At 61.5% G+C, this 20,432-nt stretch carries 15 protein-coding genes; 1 reads left to right on the forward strand and 14 read right to left on the reverse strand.

Going from position 1 to position 20,432, the window contains the following annotated elements:
• The first annotated feature begins 93 nt into the window (after nucleotides 1-93).
• Nucleotides 94-3,138 (forward strand): histidine kinase N-terminal 7TM domain-containing protein, encoded by a 3,045-nt coding sequence (locus K5658_RS21300; protein WP_221067236.1) that lies wholly within the window; start codon nucleotides 94-96, stop codon nucleotides 3,136-3,138.
• Nucleotides 3,139-3,172: 34 nt separating this feature from the next.
• Here the strand turns inward: K5658_RS21300 and K5658_RS21305 are convergent, their stop codons facing one another.
• From K5658_RS21305 to K5658_RS21370, 14 genes are all read right to left on the reverse strand, one after another.
• Entirely contained in the window at nucleotides 3,173-4,081 is a 909-nt protein-coding gene (locus K5658_RS21305; RefSeq protein WP_221067237.1) for an EAL domain-containing protein, read from the reverse strand.
• A 173-nt stretch (nucleotides 4,082-4,254) separates the two neighbouring features.
• Entirely contained in the window at nucleotides 4,255-5,931 is a 1,677-nt protein-coding gene (locus tag K5658_RS21310; protein ID WP_221067076.1) for an FAD-dependent oxidoreductase, read from the reverse strand.
• Between the two features lie 124 nt (nucleotides 5,932-6,055).
• Nucleotides 6,056-6,529: a hypothetical protein gene (locus tag K5658_RS21315; protein ID WP_221067077.1), complete on the reverse strand. Its 474-nt coding sequence runs from the start codon at nucleotides 6,527-6,529 to the stop codon at nucleotides 6,056-6,058.
• A gap of 236 nt (nucleotides 6,530-6,765) precedes the next feature.
• Nucleotides 6,766-7,476 (reverse strand): DUF1919 domain-containing protein, encoded by a 711-nt coding sequence (locus K5658_RS21320; RefSeq protein WP_343223325.1) that lies wholly within the window; start codon nucleotides 7,474-7,476, stop codon nucleotides 6,766-6,768.
• Nucleotides 7,460-8,779, reverse strand: a complete 1,320-nt coding sequence (locus K5658_RS21325) for a class I SAM-dependent methyltransferase (protein WP_221067079.1) — start codon at nucleotides 8,777-8,779, stop codon at nucleotides 7,460-7,462. The genes K5658_RS21320 and K5658_RS21325 overlap by 17 nt, the downstream gene beginning before the upstream one ends.
• A gap of 69 nt (nucleotides 8,780-8,848) precedes the next feature.
• Entirely contained in the window at nucleotides 8,849-10,594 is a 1,746-nt protein-coding gene (locus K5658_RS21330; protein ID WP_221067080.1) for a tetratricopeptide repeat protein, read from the reverse strand.
• Between the two features lie 142 nt (nucleotides 10,595-10,736).
• Nucleotides 10,737-11,180 carry a hypothetical protein gene (locus K5658_RS21335; RefSeq protein ID WP_221067081.1) on the reverse strand — a complete coding sequence of 148 codons (444 nt, stop codon included), beginning with the start codon at nucleotides 11,178-11,180 and terminating at the stop codon, nucleotides 10,737-10,739.
• A 131-nt stretch (nucleotides 11,181-11,311) separates the two neighbouring features.
• The gene (locus tag K5658_RS21340; protein ID WP_221067082.1) at nucleotides 11,312-12,355 is read right to left on the reverse strand and encodes a polysaccharide pyruvyl transferase family protein; all 1,044 of its coding nucleotides are present in this window, start codon (nucleotides 12,353-12,355) and stop codon (nucleotides 11,312-11,314) included.
• A gap of 93 nt (nucleotides 12,356-12,448) precedes the next feature.
• The gene (locus tag K5658_RS21345; protein WP_221067083.1) at nucleotides 12,449-13,570 is read right to left on the reverse strand and encodes a glycosyltransferase; all 1,122 of its coding nucleotides are present in this window, start codon (nucleotides 13,568-13,570) and stop codon (nucleotides 12,449-12,451) included.
• Between the two features lie 3 nt (nucleotides 13,571-13,573).
• Nucleotides 13,574-14,764 carry a hypothetical protein gene (locus K5658_RS21350; RefSeq protein WP_221067084.1) on the reverse strand — a complete coding sequence of 397 codons (1,191 nt, stop codon included), beginning with the start codon at nucleotides 14,762-14,764 and terminating at the stop codon, nucleotides 13,574-13,576.
• Nucleotides 14,761-16,602: a glycosyltransferase gene (locus K5658_RS21355; protein WP_221067085.1), complete on the reverse strand. Its 1,842-nt coding sequence runs from the start codon at nucleotides 16,600-16,602 to the stop codon at nucleotides 14,761-14,763. The genes K5658_RS21350 and K5658_RS21355 overlap by 4 nt, the downstream gene beginning before the upstream one ends.
• Nucleotides 16,603-16,612: 10 nt before the next feature.
• Entirely contained in the window at nucleotides 16,613-17,818 is a 1,206-nt protein-coding gene (locus tag K5658_RS21360) for a hypothetical protein (protein ID WP_221067086.1), read from the reverse strand.
• Between the two features lie 29 nt (nucleotides 17,819-17,847).
• Nucleotides 17,848-18,228 (reverse strand): phycobilisome rod-core linker polypeptide, encoded by a 381-nt coding sequence (locus K5658_RS21365; protein ID WP_221067087.1) that lies wholly within the window; start codon nucleotides 18,226-18,228, stop codon nucleotides 17,848-17,850.
• A gap of 88 nt (nucleotides 18,229-18,316) precedes the next feature.
• On the reverse strand, nucleotides 18,317-20,302 hold the full coding sequence (locus tag K5658_RS21370; protein WP_221067088.1) for a glycosyltransferase family 4 protein: 1,986 nt from the start codon (nucleotides 20,300-20,302) through the stop codon (nucleotides 18,317-18,319).
• Nucleotides 20,303-20,432: the final 130 nt, after the last annotated feature.

Here is a 20,432-nt window from a genome sequence, read left to right on the forward strand (position 1 = left end):
GCCGCCGACGCGGCGGGATTTCTCCCAAGGATTCCGGGGACGCGGGCGATTCCGCCACCCGCGCAACGACCATCGATCTCCCTACCCGAGGCCATGAACAGCCCGATCCTGGTGTATACGCCCTATCTCTGGCCGTTGTGGGTGGCGGCGGGCCTGTTGGGCGCCTTGGGCTTGTATGCCTGGCGCTACCGGGAAACGGCGGCCCTGCCCTTCGCCCTCCTGACCCTGCTGGCGGCGGCGACCAACCTGCTGTACTCCCTGGAGGCGGCGGCGGCGGCGCTGCCCTTGAAGGTGCTGGCCTCGGAATGGCGTTTCGCGCCCTGCGCCTTCCTCCCCCCCATGGTCCTGGCGACCGCACGGTCCTATACCGGGTCCGGGCGCGGGTTTTCGCCCCTGGGCTGGGCCGCGCTGCTATGCGTGCCCACGCTGACCGCGCTCGCCCCGCTGGTCCCCGCCTTCCACGCGCTGTTCCGCGACGGGTTCCACCTGGAATGGCGCGGGGTCCAGCCCGTGCTGCTGTGGGAGAACGGTCCCTGGTTCATGGTTCATTACCTCTATGGCTCGCTCCTGGTCTGGACCAGCTGCGCCCTGTTGCTCGCCGCCCTGCGCTCGCCCCGGCTCAAGCGCGGCGACACCCTCTTGTTCTTGCTGGGCATCGCCCTGCCCGATGCGGTGGATATCCTGTTCCAGCTGCGCCTGCTGCCGGTGCGGGGCTTCAATTTCGCGTTCCCGGCCACCCTGTTCACCGGCCTGTGCTTCGGTTGGGCCTTGTTGCGGGGCCGGGCCTTCGAGGCCATGCCCCTGGCCCGGCGCATCGTGCTGGACAACCTGGGCGATCCCCTGCTGATCTTGGACCCCGGCCTGCGCCTGGCCGATGGCAACCGGGCGGCCCGCGCCCATTGGACCATCGGCGCCGCCGACCTGGGCCGCCCCGCCGGGGAATGCCTGCCCGCCGCCTGGACGGACCTGCTGGACGGCTACGACGGCCGGGAACCCCGCCGCAAGGAGGCCGCGATCGAACCGGACCGGCACCCGGAGCGGCGGCGGGTCTACCGGCTGGCGCTCTCGCCGATCCTGGAGCCGGGCGGCGGCTTGCTCGGGCACCTGCTGTACGGCCACGAGATCACCGCCCACAAGGCGGCGGAAACCGCGCTCCGCGATAGCGAACAACGCTTCCGGCAATTGGCCGACAACACCACCGATGTGTTCTGGGTCGCGGAATGGCCGGAGGTCAAGCTGCTCTATATCAGCCCGGCCTTCGAGTCCATCTGGGGCGTGCCACGGCAGGCGCTATACCGCGATCCCCGGCGGCGTTGGCGGGCTTCGGTCCATCCCGGCGACCGCCCCTGGCTATGGCGGCGCTGGCGCGAGCAGGTGGAAAGGGGCCAATCCGAACTCGAATACCGCATCGTCCGGCCCGATGGCGGGGTGCGCTGGATCGAGGACCGCAGCCGTTTGATCGCCGATGGCCGGGGTTTCAGGATCGTCGGCATCGCCCGCGATATTACCCGCGCCAAACAGCTCTCCGAGGAATTGGAACGCCACCGCCACCATCTGGAGGATTTGGTGGCCGAGCGCACGGCGCAGCTCGAAGAGGCCCGCCGCCAGGCCGAATCCGCCAACGCCGCCAAGGGCAGCTTCCTCGCCAATATGAGCCACGAAATCCGCACCCCGATCAGCGCGGTGCTGGGGCTGGCCGACCTGTGCCTGCAAACCGGGCTTTCCGAGCGCCAGCGCGGCTACTTGCTCAAGATCAAGGGCGCTTCGACCGGCCTGCTCGGCATCATCAACGACATCCTGGATTTCTCCAAGATCGAGGCGGGCAAGCTGGAACTGGAGGAAATCGAGTTCGGCCTGGACGAGGTGCTGGAGCGGCTGGCGGCGGTGGTGGCGGAGAAGGCGCGGGAACGCGGGCTGGAACTGGTGTTCGACGGCGTGGAGCGGGTGTCGCCCCGCCTGGTCGGCGATCCCCTGCGGCTGGGGCAGGTGTTGATCAATTTGGTGGGCAACGCCGTGAAGTTTTCCGCGCGGGGGACGGTGGCGGTGGATTTCCGCGAGGAGGCGGGGGACGGCGGCGTTTCGATCCTGCATGTGGCGGTTTCCGACCAAGGCATCGGCCTGACCCCGGCGCAATTGGACGGCTTGTTCAGCCCGTTCTCGCAGGCGGATTGCTCGACCACCCGGCGCTATGGCGGCACCGGGCTGGGCTTGGCGATCAGCCGCCGCCTGGTGGAAATGATGGGCGGGACCCTCTCGGCGGAAAGCGAATACGGGCGGGGCAGCGTGTTCCGCTTCGGCGTGCGGTTACGGACCGGCCGGGGCGGCGTCCTGCCGCCGGCCGGTGCCGCCATCGACGCGGATGCGCTGGCCGCGCCACTGCGCGGGGCCGATATCCTCCTGGTCGAGGACAACATCATCAACCGCGAAGTCCTGGTGGAACTGCTGGATGGCCGGGGCCTGCGGGTGCGCTCGGCGGAAAACGGCCTGCAAGCGCTCCGGGCCGTGGCGGCCCGGAAACCGGACGCGGTGCTGATGGATTGCCAGATGCCGGTGATGGACGGCTACGAAGCCTGTCGCGCCCTCAGGGCCAACCCGGCCTACCGCGACCTGCCCATCATCGCCCTGACCGCCAACGCCCTCGACAGCGATCGCGAACGCTGCCTCGCGGCGGGCATGAACGCCTATCTGGTCAAGCCGGTGGATCTGGAGGCGTTGTTGCGGGCGCTGGTCCAATGGGTGGGACCGGCGCGGACGGGACCGGAAGCGGCCCCGCCCGCCGCCCCCGCAACCGCTGCCGATTCCGTCCCCGCCATCGACATGGAGGCCGGGCTGCCGCGGGTGGACCATAACCGGGAACTCTATCTCAGGCTCTTGCGGAAATTCCGGAACGAACACCTGCCGGGATTCGAGGCGGCGTTCCGGGCGGCGGCGGCGGCGGGGAATTGGGAAACGGCCCGGCGCTCGGCCCATTCCCTCAAGGGCACGGCGCGGACCCTGGGCGCGGAACGGCTGGGCGACCGGGCGGCGGAACTGGAAGTCCTGGCCCGGCAAGCCGGGCCGGTGGAGGAAGCCTTGGCCGGACTGGCGGTGGAACTCGACCGGGTCGCCGCCGCGATAGACGCGCTCCCCGAGGAATAAGGCCGGCCCCCGGCGCGGGGGGCGCGGCCTGGAATCAAGCGAAACCCACGGCCAGCAACGCGCCCAGGTCGATATCGCCGCTATCGTTGGCGGGCTCGGCGGGGCGGGCGGAGCCGGTCCGCTGTTGCCCGGCCTCGTAATATTCCCCCTGCACCCAGTTCGCGCCCGCCGCTAGGCTCAGATCGGCCTGGCGGGCGGAAGCCACGCCCTCCACCACCACCTCGGCCCCGAGTCCACGCGCCACCGAGATGGTCGAGCGCAACCGCGACAGCGCTTCGGTGGTGTCGAAACGGTCCGGGGCCGCGCCGAAACCATGCGGGGTGATGAAATAATCCGGGTTGATCTCCCGCAACAAGGCGAGTTCGCTGTTTTCCGGATGTGGCTTGCGCTCGCTCTGGAGGGCGATCCGGTAGCCCCTGGCGCGGTAGTTTTCCAAACCCCGCGCCACGGCGGCGGCGGCGCGGCCATCCCACAGGCCCAGCGACACCGAGACCACCACCTGTTCCGGCGAGCGCTCGCAACGGGCCAGCACGTCCTCGAAATAAGCCCCGTGGTTCTTCTTGACCGCGATCACATAATTGGGGTTGACCGGCAGGAACAGCCGGGCGTCGTTGTCCGGCAGCCCCAGGAAATTGAGCAGATGGATGGTCCGGCACAGGCGGTCCAGGTTGATGAGGGCCGAGGTGTGCTGGGCGTTGGCGAAATCGTCCAGGGCGAAATGGGGGCTTTCCCGTTCCGCGTACAGCCTGAGCCCGGCCTGGTAGCCGTTCACCACGCCCGGCTGGGCGGCGGAGCGGATGCGTTTGAACACGGTGCTGAGGTACAAATCGCCGAAGCGGCCCTCGACCTGCCCATCCCGCAGCAGCAAGGGGGATTCGTCCAGGGCGCTTTCTTGCTTGAACAGGTTGCCGAGGTCGCGGATCAGTAGGCTAGGGAGAAACATGGGGTGGCTCCTATGGTGTTCCATGGACGGCCTCCTGGGCCGGGAGCTTCCCGGCGGGACGCGCCTTGGGAAGTGTTGCTGGCACTATAGCAAGCGCAACCATGCCTAAAAAAATAATAAAAAATCCTTCTTCAATTCCTTTTGGTTATAAAAAACCGGTCATCGGGTTGTGTTCAAGGCCGGCCTTGCAGGCGGTCCCGGAAATCGTCCAGGCCGATTTTGACGCCCGCCGCCCTCAGCGCGGCCTGTACCTCGCCCGGCGGGACGGCGCGGGGTTGGACATGCTTGCGCACGGCCAGGGCGGCGATGGCCCCCGCCGCCTGCCCGGTCAGCATGGTGATGGGTTGCAGGCGGGTGGCCCCGTTGGCGTAGCGCGACTGCGAAAGGTTCTTCTCCGCCGCGACCACGCCGTCCACGGCCAGCGGGATGAAACTCCCGAACGGGATTTCGAACGGCCCGGTGACCCAGCCCTTGGGCAGGTCGGCGGACCGGTCCAAACCCGGCTCGGCCTTCCAACAACCATGCAGGTCCACCGCGTAATCGCCCACCGCCACCGCGTCCGGGAAGCGCGCCTGTCCACGCGGCGGTTGCCCCACCCGCTTGATTTCCCCGGCGGTCAGGGTATGCAGGCCGATCAGGCGGCGGCTTTCGCGCACATAGGGGATGGGCGGCAGGTTGCGTTCCACGGCCTTGAATTCCGCCGGGATGGAGGCGCAGTTGTTTTCTTCGCGGTTATAGGGCGTGTCGTAGCCTTCGTCGTCGGCGACACCCCATTGGGCCTGGCCCGGTTCGCCCTGCATGTAGTACAGGAACTGTAGCGTCCGCAATTTGGCCTCGCATTGGATGCCCTTGCGCCGGGCGCGGTCGAACAGGGCCACCGTGGCCGGGAGGTCGTTGGCCATGTTGATCCCGGTGCGGGTGATCCGGTCCGGTTGGATGCCGGTGTAGCTCCCCGGTAGGGCCGAATCCGGCAGCCCCCGGTAGGCGTTGTGGGTGGGCCAATCGACCGGGCCGCCGGACGGGGACTTCCCGCCGTCCCGCCTGACCTTGGCGGCGAACTTGTCGCGGATGGCGGGGCCGTAACCCGGTGGTGGATGCTTCAAGCGCAAGGACTCGGGAACCCCGTCCGGGTATTTGCGGACGATGGCCACATAGGTGATGTCCTGGATGCAGGCGTCCGGGTCGGGAGGGTCGCTGGTCGCGGTGCCGGCGCGGTATGGCGCGGGGAGGAGGGCCAGCACGTCCCCGTATTCCGTGGCGTCGACGACGACCTTGGATTCCCAGGAGGCGGTGTGGTCGGTGCCCAGGCCGACGCGCTGGGCGTCGCCACGGCGGGTCGATACGCCCGTGATCCTCATGCCCTCGCGCCCGACCCCGACCACGGTCTGGCGTTGGAATAGCTCGATCTGCGGATATTGGGCCAGCATGGCGCGAAGGACGGCCTGCCCGACCCTGGGCTCGAAACAAAGCGTCTGCTCCGACCAATAGCAGGTGGCAACCGACTTCCCGAGCCGGGCGTAATGGGCCTTGACCTTGCCGATGAATTCGCCATAGATACCGGAATCGCCGAACCCAGCGCCGCCGTCCATGGTGGACACCCCCGCCGCCGTCATCTGTCCGCCGATCCAATCGGTCTCCTCGAGCAAAGCCACCCGCGCGCCCAGCCGCGCCGCCTGGAGGGCGGCGGACACCCCGCCGCTGCCGGCCCCGACCACGACCACGTCGAATTTGGCCCCCCAGGCGGGAGCAAGCATATCGACCAGGGCGAGACACAGGCATAAGCGGTGCCGGAAACGCCCGCGACACGCTGGATGTTCGGGGGGATGGCTGCCAAGGAAGGTATAGGTCATTTGCCCGCCCCGCCTGGGGATCGAATACGCTTGGACATGGCTGGGCACCCAGCCTATTCACCGGAGCGGCGATGGGGCCACCGCGCTTCATCGAGGCCGGCAATGGGCGGACCCCGCCGGGGGGTTATTCCAACCTCAAGGGGAAAGCCAGCGGCGTCGTGAATGGAAGAATGGTTTCGGTGTAATCGAAACCCGGCACCATCCACACCGCGCTGTCCCAAGGGGTGTTATCACAAACCGGGGCAGAGCCATCGCCGCCGGTATAACGGTGGCTGAGCGCGAGCAGCTTAACCGGGGAATGGGCCCTGGCTATATAGTATTTTCCCGAACGCTTGACGATCTGGTTGGTTTCCATATGCCTGGGCCAAAAATAGGGGGGACCGCCGCAATCCACGGCGGCGAAATGGGCGGCGGATTCGGGATCGGCGTCGCGGATATCGCCGTAGCTCCCGCCGGTATCGGAGGTATCCAGGCCGATGCCCGCCATCGATCGCAATGACGGAATATAAATTTCGCCCATGTCCGACATGAGGAACCCCAGGAACTGGCCGTCGTTGTCATAGGCTTTGATATTCCCCCCGGGTCCGGGCGGACCCATGGGACCGGTTTGGTCCAGGACCAGCGGCGTTTCGCCCTTCTTGCATTTCTTGCCGGCGAGGCGTATCGCGCCGGTGGATTTTTTTACACAGGTGGATAGGCTTGCCGCCGGGGCAGACCCCGGATATCCCATTAGAGCGAACACCACGGTTAAACAAAATTTAGCTATGAATTTAGCCAATTTCAGTCAACGCTGATTAATCCGATTCGGGCTGGCGCAAAAAATATCTATGCAAACTATACAAAAGAATTGAGTTCCTTCGGGCGTTTTCCCGTTGAGAGATGGTGCGCGAATTTTTTTACGAGAATCGCTTCCTCCACATATTTTCCATATTGCGTCCTGCCGCAACCTTTATTATCGCATGGCGCTCCGCAACTAACGGTGATTCCATCGCATATGTTCAGATTGTAATCATTACCATCCCAGTTGGTGACCCGGCATACCGATGGATAATCAGGGTAGGCTTTGCTACTGAAGTAAACCGCCCTTTCCCCTAAGGAGCAGAATTTTTCTATGAAATCGACTTCCTCGGCGGCGGTGAAGCCATGGGACGCCAGATTGGACTCGCTAAAAACAAAAATAATGTTTTCCTTGTCCAGTCTTTCGGACCCGACGCGCAAACGCCTCAACGCGGATTCGGAGGTCTTCTCATGGATCCAGTGAATTTCCAATTCGTCGATAAACATGACGGGATAGGTTTTCGACGCTGGATTATATCGGGGAAGAACCGGCTCTCCGAAGTAGGGTTCGGCTTCGTAAAGAAAATAATCCATCCTGGATATGAAATCCATATAATGCTTCGGCGATCTGAACAAGGAGCCTATGGTCGGCGAATTATACTGGGTTCTATATAGCTTACATAAATGCTGGGCGCTACAATTATAGGAAATAACCGATGGTGCATTCATGACTTTATTTACCTGATCATGCTTAAGAAGGCTTGCCATCCTTGACCGTATAAAGGTGGTAGGATTTTTCCAGATAACGCCGCCGGAAACCTTCGCGCTCCCCACTCTCCAAGGCGTCCATATAGGCTTTCCAAGCCTCGCCGATATACCTTGAAAACCGTAGATTGAATTCCCTACGCAGTATCGGATTGCTCTGCCATCCCTGCTTGCCCAGGCATTCGGCGAATCCTTGAGTAACCCTCGCGAACAGCCCAGGCAGGGCGTCCCAATCCCTTGGCGGCTCGGCAAAAACGGCATCGACACTACCCACGCTACGCCGCAGTTGGTTGGCATACCAATGGATGCCATAGAACTCCGTCACCGAATAGGATTGTTTGCGATCCGCCAACAACCGGTACATTTCCCCCGCCGCCGGATGGGGCATCGCGGTCAAGCCAAATAAACCATAATGCGGGTCGGCGATAATATTCCCCAGCGCATCCTTATTGGCAACGCCCAACACCAAAACCCCGCCTGGCCTCAGCATTTTCCCCATCCGCTCCAGCATCCTCTCGGGATCGGAAACATGTTCGATCACCGAATTGCAAATGATAACGTCGAAGGTTTCTGACATAGTCTGTTTGCACAGGTCCACCCCGGAAATCACCGCGTCGAGTTGATTGAATTCTAGATTCTTCCGGCACAGTCGAACCCGCTGGCTATCCAATTCGATACCATAAAGTTCGTAGCCCGCCAAACCGAAAGCGACCAATATCCCACCAATCCCACAACCCACATCGAGTATGCTACGCCCCTTGGCTTGGCCAATTCGGGTTTCGACTTGCCGCAGGATATGCTCGCCGCGCTCGATATTGCGTAGGTTATATTCCATTTGGTGGGCAATGGCCGGTGGCAGTTTTTGCTTGATTTCGGCCATAGTTTTGACTTGGGCTTTTCTGAGACTATCCGGGAGGAAAAAAGCGATCACCTCTGGATGTAGGCGGTAGGTATTAAAAGCACCTTGGCCCAAATCCTCCCTCTGTAGTACCAAAGGGCTATTAGGGAGTTCATGCGCACGCTCGGGGTCATAAAATGCGTGGATGCGCGTTCCCACCCGCAGTTCGGCCTGAAGGGCCAGCGGCAATTCGCCACTGATGAAACCATGCTTGCCTTGACCGATACCCGCCCGCTGCAAATCCTCACGGAAAATCCCAGACTCGGCGATACCAATGGTATGGTTGTCCGCGTACAGGTGGATCGACAATACCGCGTCGGGATGGAGCGGATCGTAAGCCCATCCATAAACTCCACCATCGGCACTAATGCCCTCAAGCTTGCCTTTTAACTGCTGCTCGTTCCGCATATACTTCCTCGCCCTCACCACTTCGAGTTTTGAGCATTAATAGCCTGATTAATGTAGAATCCAAGCTAATCAATTGGTAACTATATCGCTTTTTCGAAGGCCAAGGGCCGATAAAGGAAACCGTTCAGCCATTCTTTGGGTGAACTCCTGCTTGGCCTCCATGGGTTTGTTGGCTTCTATACAGCGATTCGCCAAAGTACGCCCCAGGTCAACCATTTTGAAACTCTCCTGCAAGGATAACCGCCATGCATAATACAAGGCATTTTGATCTATCCACCACTTATTGCTGGCCCCGGTAGGATCGTAGATTTTCCAGAAGTATCGGGCCACGGCGTTCAAAAACCATTCGCTTCCGGCCCCGGGCATAAATATCGAAGACGTCGCAAAAACCTTGTACCAAGGGTACTCCAAATGATGGTCTCCAGGGTTGAGCTTGACGGCCACATCAGCGTATTTGAGTTCCCGCACCCCGGCGCGTGGATCCTTGATAAAAACAGCATCGATATCGGCGATTACGGTAGGCTTCTTGGTAACCCGCAATAGGTCTCGGGCGAATAAAAACCTTGCGGTCGCATAGTAGGGCCGGGGCAAAGGAAAGGATACTCGCTCATCGGTGGTCGACAACCTGATCCAGGGTACCGCGTCCCTAATCCTGTCCAAGGCGGCGGCGCTATCCTGGTTTGGATTAATGATATGTAGGTGGATAGGCACATCACCACAGGTATGCAATACCGAACTAACAAAGTTTTCTACGAATAGCCCCACATATCTGGCATCGGCAGCAGCCAAGATAATATATTCATCTTCATCCTTGACCGGAATATCCATCGCTCCTTTGAAAGCATGCTCGTCATCGGGAGACGGTGCTTTATCCTCGCCTTTCAACAAGCTAAAACTACTACTTCCCAAGGCTAGGACGTTCAGTTCGCCTATTTTCTCATCCACCTTGGAAAAACAAGCTTCTGCCTCCTCCAACCGATCCTCGTTGAAAGCGATCAACCCCAAGTTTAACCAATACCAGGACTCGGTTGCGTCGCCATTCGATAATAGCAAGCCAAGCTTCTCTTTGGCCTCTTGAAGACCATACACACGCCTGATCAATTCCGCATGCATCAATCTCGCGGCCTTGCCAAGCGGAGAACCGGGGTCCGCATGCTCGGAAGCCTTCTTGAATAAACCCTCCGCGTGGGCATAGCTACCCTTTTCAAACGCCAGATTCGCGAGATGAAATTCTGCCCAAGCCCAATCCCCAACCGCCTCGACGGCCTGGGATAAAACCTGCATTGGCAAGTAAGGCCGCACCAAGGTCTTTTCCGGATTCAATGTGGCGCTACTATCGAACCAATATTTCGCTTCGATATACCGACCCAGTAAAACCAAACATAATCCATATTGTCTACGATAATCTTCTGCCGTTCCGTCGAGTTCGCAGGCTTTAGCGAAAGCGGGTTCGGCCAGGGAATATTGCTTCATCCGAAACAAGGCCAACGCATATGCATCCAGGCAAGCCGGGTCGTTTGGAAATTTTTCCAGGCCAAGCACCGAAACGATGAGCGAGTTTGCGGATAGCCTCTGTTCCAATAGGAGTTGGGCCATTAATTTGATCTTCCATTGCGGGCAGTCTGGGGTTTTAGCGGCGGTGATAAAATACTCAGATGCCCTGGGATAGTCGCCCATCTTATAATATAGCCTACCCACTTGGAACAGCAGTTCCGAATCGTTCACGGATAAACTGGCTGAATTAGCTTGGCAAAGCCGCATGGCTTCCTGGTATTGGCCAACATCTATGAGTTGCCTGAGGTTATCGACATCCATGGTATGAATTAGGTAAAGAGGTTAATCATTCAAAAAGGGGCATCTATGCCAGGCAAACGGGCAGGCTTCCGGCCAAAGCCGAGCCACTCCGGCATATGCCTTTAAAACGGGTGATATTCATCATCTCAAAGCCTGGCCCATATTACATCACAGTAATTTTCGAGGACACCCAATCATCACCTACCGCCACATCTATAGTGCGTTCGCCGGTTACCCCTAAGGAAATCACCAAGACACCGGATGCGTCAATCCGGCCGACAGGGTATTTTTTATCGGCGAGGACGCACGAACCCGCCACGAGGTTTTCGGTGCGTACCTCGAACGGCTCCGAAGCTTTCACGCTTGCGGGAATGATAATTCTAGGTATTACGGCTTCCGGTTGCAGGGCGGAACTGGTTTCATCTGCCAAAATCTCGGCACCGGATTGGGTCATTTCCAATATCACGGTTTCATCCACGGCAGGCTGTTCGATAGCAGCACCGACTTCCGCGCTCTCCTGCCGCGGTTCCATGGAGCGGTTTTTAGCCCGCCAGATCACCACAGCGGCACTGATAACGCCAATAACAATAATGCCTTCCAAAATCATGATCGATCTCTGTCAAAAGCCTACCAAACTTTGATAATCCCGGCTTCCAATCCCAACCTATGGATTATCTATGCCCAGGAAACTCGGCATGGCTATTTTTAGGCCATGTTCCCATTCTATGTCCAAACCATTCAATCCGATTTGAGCCGGACCTGTCTGGCGTTCAGTATCGCCACATCCACCTTGGTTTTTAGATCATATAATCCTTTGGTAGAGGATTCATAAATTCCATCAAGATCCAATTCTGGGAAGGCATAGATCGAATCAACGCTCTCGAACAAACGGGCGTTGGTATGGTGGATGATGTAGTTTTCTATACCCAGTTTACGGTAAAGGTTCACGAACTTATCGGTGGTAATGAGCGCGAAGGTGGGGATGCCATGCATGAGCGCGGCGATGCAGCCATGGAATTTCATGCTGTAGACCGCGTCCACCCCATCGAAGGCGTGCAGCAAATCGACATCGCTTTGCCGGACCACCACATCGACCCGGTCGGAATCCAGGCATTCCAGCTTTTCCACCGCGGTCAGGTCGTAATCGAGCTCCTTGCCGGTGCCGAGCATGATGAAACGCAGGGCATAGCCTTGTTGCAACAGGAAATGCACGAATTCCTTCATCTTGCAGTCGGGTTTGTTCTGGCCGCCGCGCAATACGATGCCTATGCGCTCCACCGAGGTTTTGGGTTGGTAGCGGAAATCCACGGTATCCAACAGGCTGAACACGATATCGTCGGCAAAAACCGCCTCGACATGGGGTTTGATATTCTTGTTCACCCATTCCACGCCCTCGATATCGCGGACGCAGACATTGCGTATCGCTTCCGAGCGCAGGAACTTCTTCATATTATTGCAGGCGGTTTCGTCGTAGCCGGTCCAAGTGGGCACTCCGACCCCATGGATGAATACCGGCACTTGTAGGAATTCCTCCAGGAAATATTGGTTGGCCACATCGTAGCCGGGGATCAGCAAATCGCCGCCGCCGATAATGATGGCGTCGTAGCGTTCGGCGATGGCGTCGAGGCGGCTATCCCGGTATTTACGCATCAGGGCGCCGCTCCTGCCGAGCAGGTCCATGCGGTATTCGTTCACCGGGAAAATCCGCCGGAATGCTTGCAAGAATAATTCGTCGCCGAAATTGCCGTGGCCGTAGTATCCAACGATGCCGAGTCTTTTCATGGTATAGCCTTTGAATGGAAGCCGGTTCCGCCAGGATACCGGCTTGATAGGTAAGCATTGTGACGGGGGATATTTCCACCCCCTGGATGGGAATCAGGTTTCCGGTTTGAACAGGGCGTTGAGGGCGCGTATCTGGAGCGCCTGATATTCGGCGAATACCTCCCTCGAATTCCGCTGTAAAACCTCGACCGCCGCGCCGCCTTCCGCCACCAATCCGGCGAGCCGCGCCGCGAGGCTTTCCAGGGTTTCGCAGCGGTGTTCGGGGTGGGGACTGGCGATGCCGGTGAAGCCATCGACCGTCGACAACACCCCGGTCCCGAACGATAGGGCTTCCACCGTCTTGATCTTGAGCCCGGTGCCGCCGAGCATCGGATTGAGGGCGATATCGACCTGGGCGTAGAAATCGTCCACCCGCTCCACCATCCCCAGGGGCCGGAACGGACCGAGCCCGTCCTTGGGTATTTTGCCGCAAATCGGCCCGGCCAGCAGGAAATCGGCTTGGGCGGCCAAATCCGGATAGGCGGCGAGGGCGTCCACCAGTTTCTCGAAGCCGTTCACGTTCCAGGGGTTGGAACTGGCGAGATAGCCCACGGCGACCCGCCCACGCGGCCTGGGCGCGGCTTGGCGCTTGGGAGTGATGAAACCGACGGTCTCGACCCTGGGCAGTCCCAAGGCCCGGTAATGGTCGCGCTCCTGGTCCTGGATGGCGATGACCAGATCGGCGCGGCGGAGTCCGCGCAGGTCTTCCTCGACCGTGGTGTAGAACCATTCGGGCGGCATCCCGGCCTCGATGGAACGCAGGTGGCGGTCGCCGAACACGTCGTGGGTATCGACGACCTTGAACACCCCGTCCGGCAGCGCTTCCAGCACCCCGGAGAACCAGACGTAGTTCACCAGCACCAGGCGGTAGTTCCAGCGCCGGTGCAATTCGGCGGCGAGGTCGCCGACGCGGGGATCGTACCAGTCGTCGATAGCGTAATGGTCTTCCCGCGACATCTGGCCGCCCGAAGGCAGGTCGCAGGGCAGGCTGTAGAAATAATCCCAATCGGCGGACATGTCCTCGCGCTGCTGGGGGTCCAGCCCCTCCAGCGGATAGTAGAGGAAATGCACACGGTAACCCAGGGCTTGCAGGCAGCGCCCCATGCGGTGGATGCGGGCGCTGTTGCCTTGGAATTGGGGATGGCTGGGAATCGGGGAAACGATCAGGCAATGCATGGTTCAGTGGTCCCCGCGCTCGATCTCGATATCCATCAGGGCCAAGCCCAGGCGGCGTGGATCGTCGGGGTTGATGTAGTAGGTTTCGGAATGGGTGAACAGGATTTCGGCGACGGGCCGGAAACGGGCCAAACCGGCCACGAATTCCCCGGCCAGGCCGATATCGTGTTCGCCCTGCTCGATGGCGAGTTCCAACGGTTGGCCGTTGACGAACACCCGCAGGGTATCCAGCACCCGCCGGTCGGCGACCTTGAGCAGGCGGCAGGCCAGCCGGTAGCGCCCTGGGCGGATCAAGGGGATCCGCGCCGTGGCGCAAGGCTTGGGACCGGTCCAACGCCAGCGCAAATCCTCCCAGCTCTCGGCGGGATAGAACCCCGCGCTATCGGGGATTTCATCGGCTTGCAGATGGATGCGGGCCGGGACCGCGGGGGGACGCCGGTATTCGCCGAGGTAGGCCCAGGCCGCCCGGTCCCGCGCCGCCGCGAAGCTGGCCGCCGTGGCGGCCTCCCCGTCGGCGTCGAGCAGGGCCAGGGCCAAGCCCGCCGGCAGTCCCAGGAACACCGTCTCCCGCCAATCGCGGAGGGCGGTTTCGATCCCGTCGCGGCTATCCAGCGGGGTGAGCGCCGAATCGTGCAGGAGATAGCCCGCCGCCGCCAGGGTTCCGGCCACGGCCAGCAGTTCGGCGGTGGCGGCGGTGATCGATCCCGGCCTTTCGCGGGCGATGAGCAAGGCCGGACGGGCGCTGGCCAAATGCCGCGCCGCCCCGCTTACCAAGCCCGCCGCGCCGTGGATATCGGTGAGGATCAAGCCAAGGCCCAGGGCGGGATCGAGCGCTTCGTCCAGGACGTGGCCCCGCCGCAACCGGGGCCGCGACCCCAGGCCATGGGCGATATCCCCGACATCGAGCCAATCGCGCCCGGCCCCGTCCAGCAAGGCCGGCACCGTCCCGGAATCCCAGGGACCTTGCGGCCAAGCGGCGGAACCCGCAAAACCGGGGAACAGATAGAGTTCGGCGTCGGTGTTGCGCCTCAGCCAGTCCAGGATCGGCGAGGCCGGATCGGTCGCGCAGACCGCCGCCCGCCAAGGCCCATGGATGCGGAACAAAGCGGGCAACAAGCCCAGCCCGGCCCCGCCGAAATAGGGCAGGCGGTCGGTTTCGGCCAGCATCCGCCAAGTCAGTTGGTTCGGGTTCATGCCACCGCCTCCGGTTGGTTGGGCGCGACCGGCGTCGGCGGACGCGGCGCGATGAATTCGGACACCTTCACCGCCTGCCAACACGCCTCGAAGGGCGGTTCCGCCGCCGGGGTCCCCGTGCTGAAATCGATGCCGGGCGCGACATCGGAAGGACCGCCCAAAGCCCGCTTCAGCGGTTTGAAACCGGCACGGGCGATCTCCGCCTCGATCCGGCGCGGATCGTCCAGCATGCCGGAAACCGCGGCCTCCCCGCGCACCAGATCGACCACTAGCACCCCGCCGAACGCCAGGGCGTGGTTGAGCGCCGCCAGCGCGGCCTGGAAGGCCGGGGCCGCGGGTTCGCGGGCGGCGTAGAGCGCGGCGTCGGCCCCGCGCTCCGGCGGGTTCTCCGCCAAGCGGGCGGTTTGCCCGGCGCGATAGCCATAATGGTCCAGCCAAACGGTCCGGGCCTCGGATTCGTCGCCCGCCAGCACCAAGCGGCTATGGGCCTGGGCTTCCGGCAGCAGGGCTTCCCGCGCCCAGGCCTGTCCCGGCGGCGGCGGACCGGCCCGGCCCAAGAGCGCCTGCAAGGGGCGCAACCCCAACAGCCGGTGCGGGGCTGGCACGCCCCAGGCCTGGTCGGGCCGCGCCCTGGCCTCCGACAAGGCGTCGCGGTACGCCGCCGCCGAGCGGGCGATGGCATGGCGGTCCCTGAGGAAGCGCTTGGCGCGGTGGCCGATCTCCTCGCGCAAGGCCGGGTTATGGATGGTCTCCAACAAGGCCGCCGTCAAACTCGCGTCGAAATGTTCGGACCAGGGCACCTTGACGCAGACATCGTCCGGCAATTCGGCGAAGGGGCCGTGATCGACCACCACCACGCAGGCACCGCAACCCAGGGCGCGGATCAAGGTGCCGCTGGTTTCGCCGCCGGTGGGATAGCGCAGGTTGACGACCAGGTCGGCGGCGGCGATGCAATCGAAGAACGCGGCCTCGTCCAGGTAATCGGTGACGATGACCACATCCTCCAAATCGTAATGGACGATGGCCGCGTCCACATCGAATTGGTCCGGCAGACGCGCCCCGGCCAGCACGTAGCGGAACGGCGGCAATTGGTCGCGGAGGGCGGCGAGGCAGCGCAGGACGGCGTCGATCTGTTTGGCCTTGGTGATGAAACCCAGCGAGAGCAGGACCAGTTCGGCGTCTTCGAGTCCGAGCTTGGCGCGGACCTCCTGGCGGTCCAGTCCATCCACCCGCTTGACCACCGGGGTGAGGTGGTGGGGGATGAGGTAGGCCGGGGTATCGGGGCTTTGGGCCTTGGCCTTGAAGTAGGCGAAGGCCGAATGGACCACCACGCCCTGGGCCCGCGCCAACAGGGTGCGGGTCAACGGCAGTTCGTAGAACATCGCCCGCTCGCGCCAGCGGTAGCGCTCGAATTGCTCGCCGAGCAAGCGCCCCGCCGCCCCGTACTCGCGTTCCAACAAGGCCGTATAGGCCGCGAAATCGCCATAGCGCAGGGTCGCGCAATCCATCAGGTGGTGCAGGGACACATCGTGCAACACCACCACGCCGGGCCGTTCCAGCATGATCGGCAGCATGTAGACATGGTCCGGGTTGTTGCCGACATGGTAGAGGTGGACATGGTCGGCGTAGTCCTCGGACCGGGCCAGATACTCGGCCAGGAACACCGTCGCGATGCCGTCCCAGCCCGGACCCCGGCTGGGCGCGGGGTGGTTGTCCTCCAGGACCACGGTGACTTCGAAGTCCTGGGCGTGCCAGGGCAGGATTTCGTGGGTGTAATCGGCGATGCCGTTCTCGCGTGGCGGCAGCGGCGAAAACACCGCCAGTTTGGGTTTGACCATGGCCACCACGCTAGCCGCTCCTTTTGCGGCGGGTGCCCGCGCCGGTGGCCGGGACCGCGCCGGCCTGGGTTTCCGCGTCCGCATCCGCCACCACGGCGGGAACCTCGTCCGTATCGGACCCAGGTGCCACATCTTCCACCAAGGCCGGAACCGCGTCGGCCTGGACTTCCGCGTCCACTAACGCGACCGGAGCCTCGCCCGCATCGGACCCAAGTTCTACATCTTCCGCCACAGATGGAACCGCGTCGGCCTGGACTTCCGCATCCACTAACGCGACCGGAGCCTCGCCCGTATCGCGCTCAATTCCCTCTTCCTCCACCGCGTCCGCGTCGGCGGCTCCGGGCAAGGGTTCGGCATAATACCGGGTCGGCATCCCCAGCGCGGCCTTCTTGACTTCCTGCAACTCCCGCTCGAAAGCGTCGCGTTGGATGCTGTAGAACGCCTCGAAACGGCCTAGCAATTCGCGCGCCAAGGTTTCGAAGGTGGCCGGGAACTCGGCCAGCCGCTTGTCGAGCGTGGATGTGACTTCCCGGATGCGCAGGATTTCCGTGATCAAGGTATTGGCCGCGCTCGGCCCGAACAACACCGGGCTATTGGCGAGTTCGTAGCCGCTATCCACCACCCGGACCCGTAGCGAATGCACCCGGCCATCGACCAGGTCGTAGGTCAGGGGCAATTCGAAACCGCTATTGCCGCCTTCGGGATGTTGTCCCTGCACATCCCCGCGATAACGGCTGGCCAGGGCCGTCGCGATCACCCGGTCGCCATCCAGCAACTCCACCTCGACCTCGTCCTCGGGGAAGGTCAGGTTGAACACCCAGCCGACCATCATGCCATCGCGGATACCATCGATATACCCCTTGTAGTCATTCAGCAAGGGCTTGGGCAATATCCCGATGAACTCGGACCGCGAGCGGATGGAGAGCTGGCCGGCCAAAGCGGTTTCCTGGCCCACGACCCTGGCCCAGATATTCAAGGGATAGTCGCCCCTGGGCAGGGTTTCCGGGATCACCGAAAACGTGTGCATCCCGTTGCCCTTGCGCTGTTTCACCAGGTCCAGGGAAAATCCGTCCGCCAGCGTCCTGGCGATCACCACGCCATTGCAAATCACCTCCACCTCGACCGGGTCGTAGGGTTTGCCGCTATCCCAAGCCCATCCCTCGAAACCTTCGCTACCCAGCGATTGCAACTCGCCTTCTATCGTGGATTCCATCATTCAAATACCTTGCTTAGATTTATATGCACTCAACGTGGTATGCCATCGTCACCATGTTTCGCGATATATTCATCGGAATCCAACAGCCCGTCAATGACATCCCGCCAATCATTTTCCAGAAGGCCGATGGCCAAATCCTTGATGGCCTCCCGGTTGGGTACGGTTTCCCCGAGGAATTTCTTGCGCCATTTGCGGGCGATCTCGTTCGGGGTATCGTTCATGAGCATTTTCTCGCGATATTCGTCCGACCGGCACATTTCTTTGATAATCTCCCGGACCGAGAAATTACCGTTGGTAAGGTTATCGACACACCAATCGAAACCTTCCGGGTCGCTGTCGCGCGCCAATATCGAACCATAAATCTGGCCAGCGACCTTGCTGGCTTGGTTGAACGTCATTTTCTTGGCCATTAGAAACCCCTATCGTAGGATATGGTTGGATTTCCCCATGGCGGGTCATCGCCATGGGCGGGAAAAAACCGAGGGAAGACGGCTCCGGTCAGGGACGTTGGATCAATTCGGCCAACCTGTGGGATATCCGTCCGCCCACCGGGCCTGGCGAATAGTATTGGAGGATATATTCACGCGCCGCGGTGCCGCGGGCGCTATAACGGGGATAATCCAGGAACACCGCCCGCATCTTGGCGGCGGCGCCGTCGATATCGGGTTCGGCCCAGGATTGCCCCTCGCCGCAGGGATATTCCGTTGCGCCGACCGCCACCATGGCGTGCGGCACGGGGATTCCCGTGGCCTCGCTGAGGTAGTCGGCGCTGCCGGAATAATCGGTGGCGATCACCGGCTTCCCCATCAGCATGGCCTCGGCCAGGGTGCGGCCGAAACCCTCGGCCCGGTGCAGGGACACATAGGCGTCGCATACCTGCATCAGCCCCAACACCGCCCCCTTGTCGAGGGTCGCATCGAGCAGGACGATCCTCGGGTCTTGGGTGCGGGCCTGGTCGATCAAGGCCCACAAAGGGGAATCGTGGACCGCGTTGGACACCTTGAGGACCAGGTTCACCGGTTCGTCGCCCTGTGGGAAAGCCCGTAAAAACGCCTCGACGCAAGCCTCGGGGTTTTTCCGGGCCGGATAGGACATGAAATCGAACACGAACAGGAACAGGAAACGCGCCTCGGGCAGGCCGAAATCGGCCCGCGAGCGCTCTTCCCGCTCGTCGATGGTCACCACCATGGGCATGTGCAGGACCGGCACGGGCGAGTCGGCGGCGAAGGCCCGCAAGGTGTAATGGCTGGAAGACCAAACCTCGTCCACCAGGCCATAGACCTTGTGCCAATCCCTGGGCCATTCCGGCAATTCCCACGGCCAGCAACCGATGACATAGGTGTTCTGGAAAATATCGGGCCGGTTCAGCCAAAACGCGGCGGTATCGAACGCGGTCATGCAGATCAAGGTGATGGGATAACGCGGATGGGCGGAAAGGTGCCGCGTCATCGAAAAATCCATTTGCCGGATTTCCTTGCCCGGCTGGCGGTTCAAAATACAAAAGGGAATACCGGCCGATTCCAAGGCGCGGGTAATCATCCGCACATCCTCGCCTATGCCGAGTTCGCCCATGGCATAGCCGACCAGGTTGACCCCCAGACGGGCCGGGTCCAAACCGGCCAAATGGGGTTTGTAGGAGGCGCCGGAAGTATCCGGGCCGTTATCGAACAAACCCTTGGGTTGGAAGCCGGGCAGGGGTTTCAGATTGGAATTCAGGATATCCCATAGGGGTTTGAGCTCGGTCCCGGCATAGAGCTTGTCGTAAAGCAGGGAGCGCAATTCGATGCGGCCCTCGCGGGTGGTGATATCGATCTTCTCCCGCAGCCCATTTTCCGCCAGCCACAAATACCACATGAGGCGCGTGACGGGTGGATTCAAATCCCCTTCCATATAAGGGACCGGCTCGCACAGGCGGATGGCGTGCGGCAAGCGGATATATTTGAAATAATGGTGCTTGCCGAGACCATGGATATAAAACCAAGCGACATAGCTTTCCCGCTCCGCCCGTTCCGCCAGGTTGAAGGCGGCGGACAAATCCCGCTGCCAAGCCCATACCCCATACATCAGGCGGCTGATGGGCATGGAAACATCCTGCTGCACATGGGGTGACGGGGCTTCGATATAATCCAGCTCGGCCTCGGTCAGCAGGGAAAACAAATCGTATTCGACCACGCCGTAGATGAAATACCAATAGGAGAAGCGCTCCCAATCGATACCGTTTTCGCCGGCGCAGACCTCCCGCACATCCTGCCTGGATTGCGCCAGGAAACGCATGAGCCGGGTGATACCGAGGCCGTTCCATTCCCCGACGACCTCCTGGACGATGGCGGCATATCCAGGGTCGAACCAAGGGGTATCGGGATATTCCCGGCGCCCGAACGCCAACCACCACGCCACGAATTCCTTTTTCGCCTCTTCGGCGGAGCCGTTTTCGGCCAGCAGTTTTTCCCGCACATCGCCGCGCAGCAACCACAGGAGATTCATATCCCGGTTCAATACATCGCTGTCGCGGGCGTCCGTAGGAAGCTTGGATTGGAGCTTTCCGCTTGGGTTTTTATGCATTTTGAGCTGGATGGGCGCGTGTTTCTTCGATACGGAGGAGCGGACCGGAACG

This window comes from Methylomagnum ishizawai, from assembly GCF_019670005.1.
In the GTDB taxonomy this organism is placed as follows: Bacteria; Pseudomonadota; Gammaproteobacteria; order Methylococcales; family Methylococcaceae; genus Methylomagnum; species Methylomagnum ishizawai.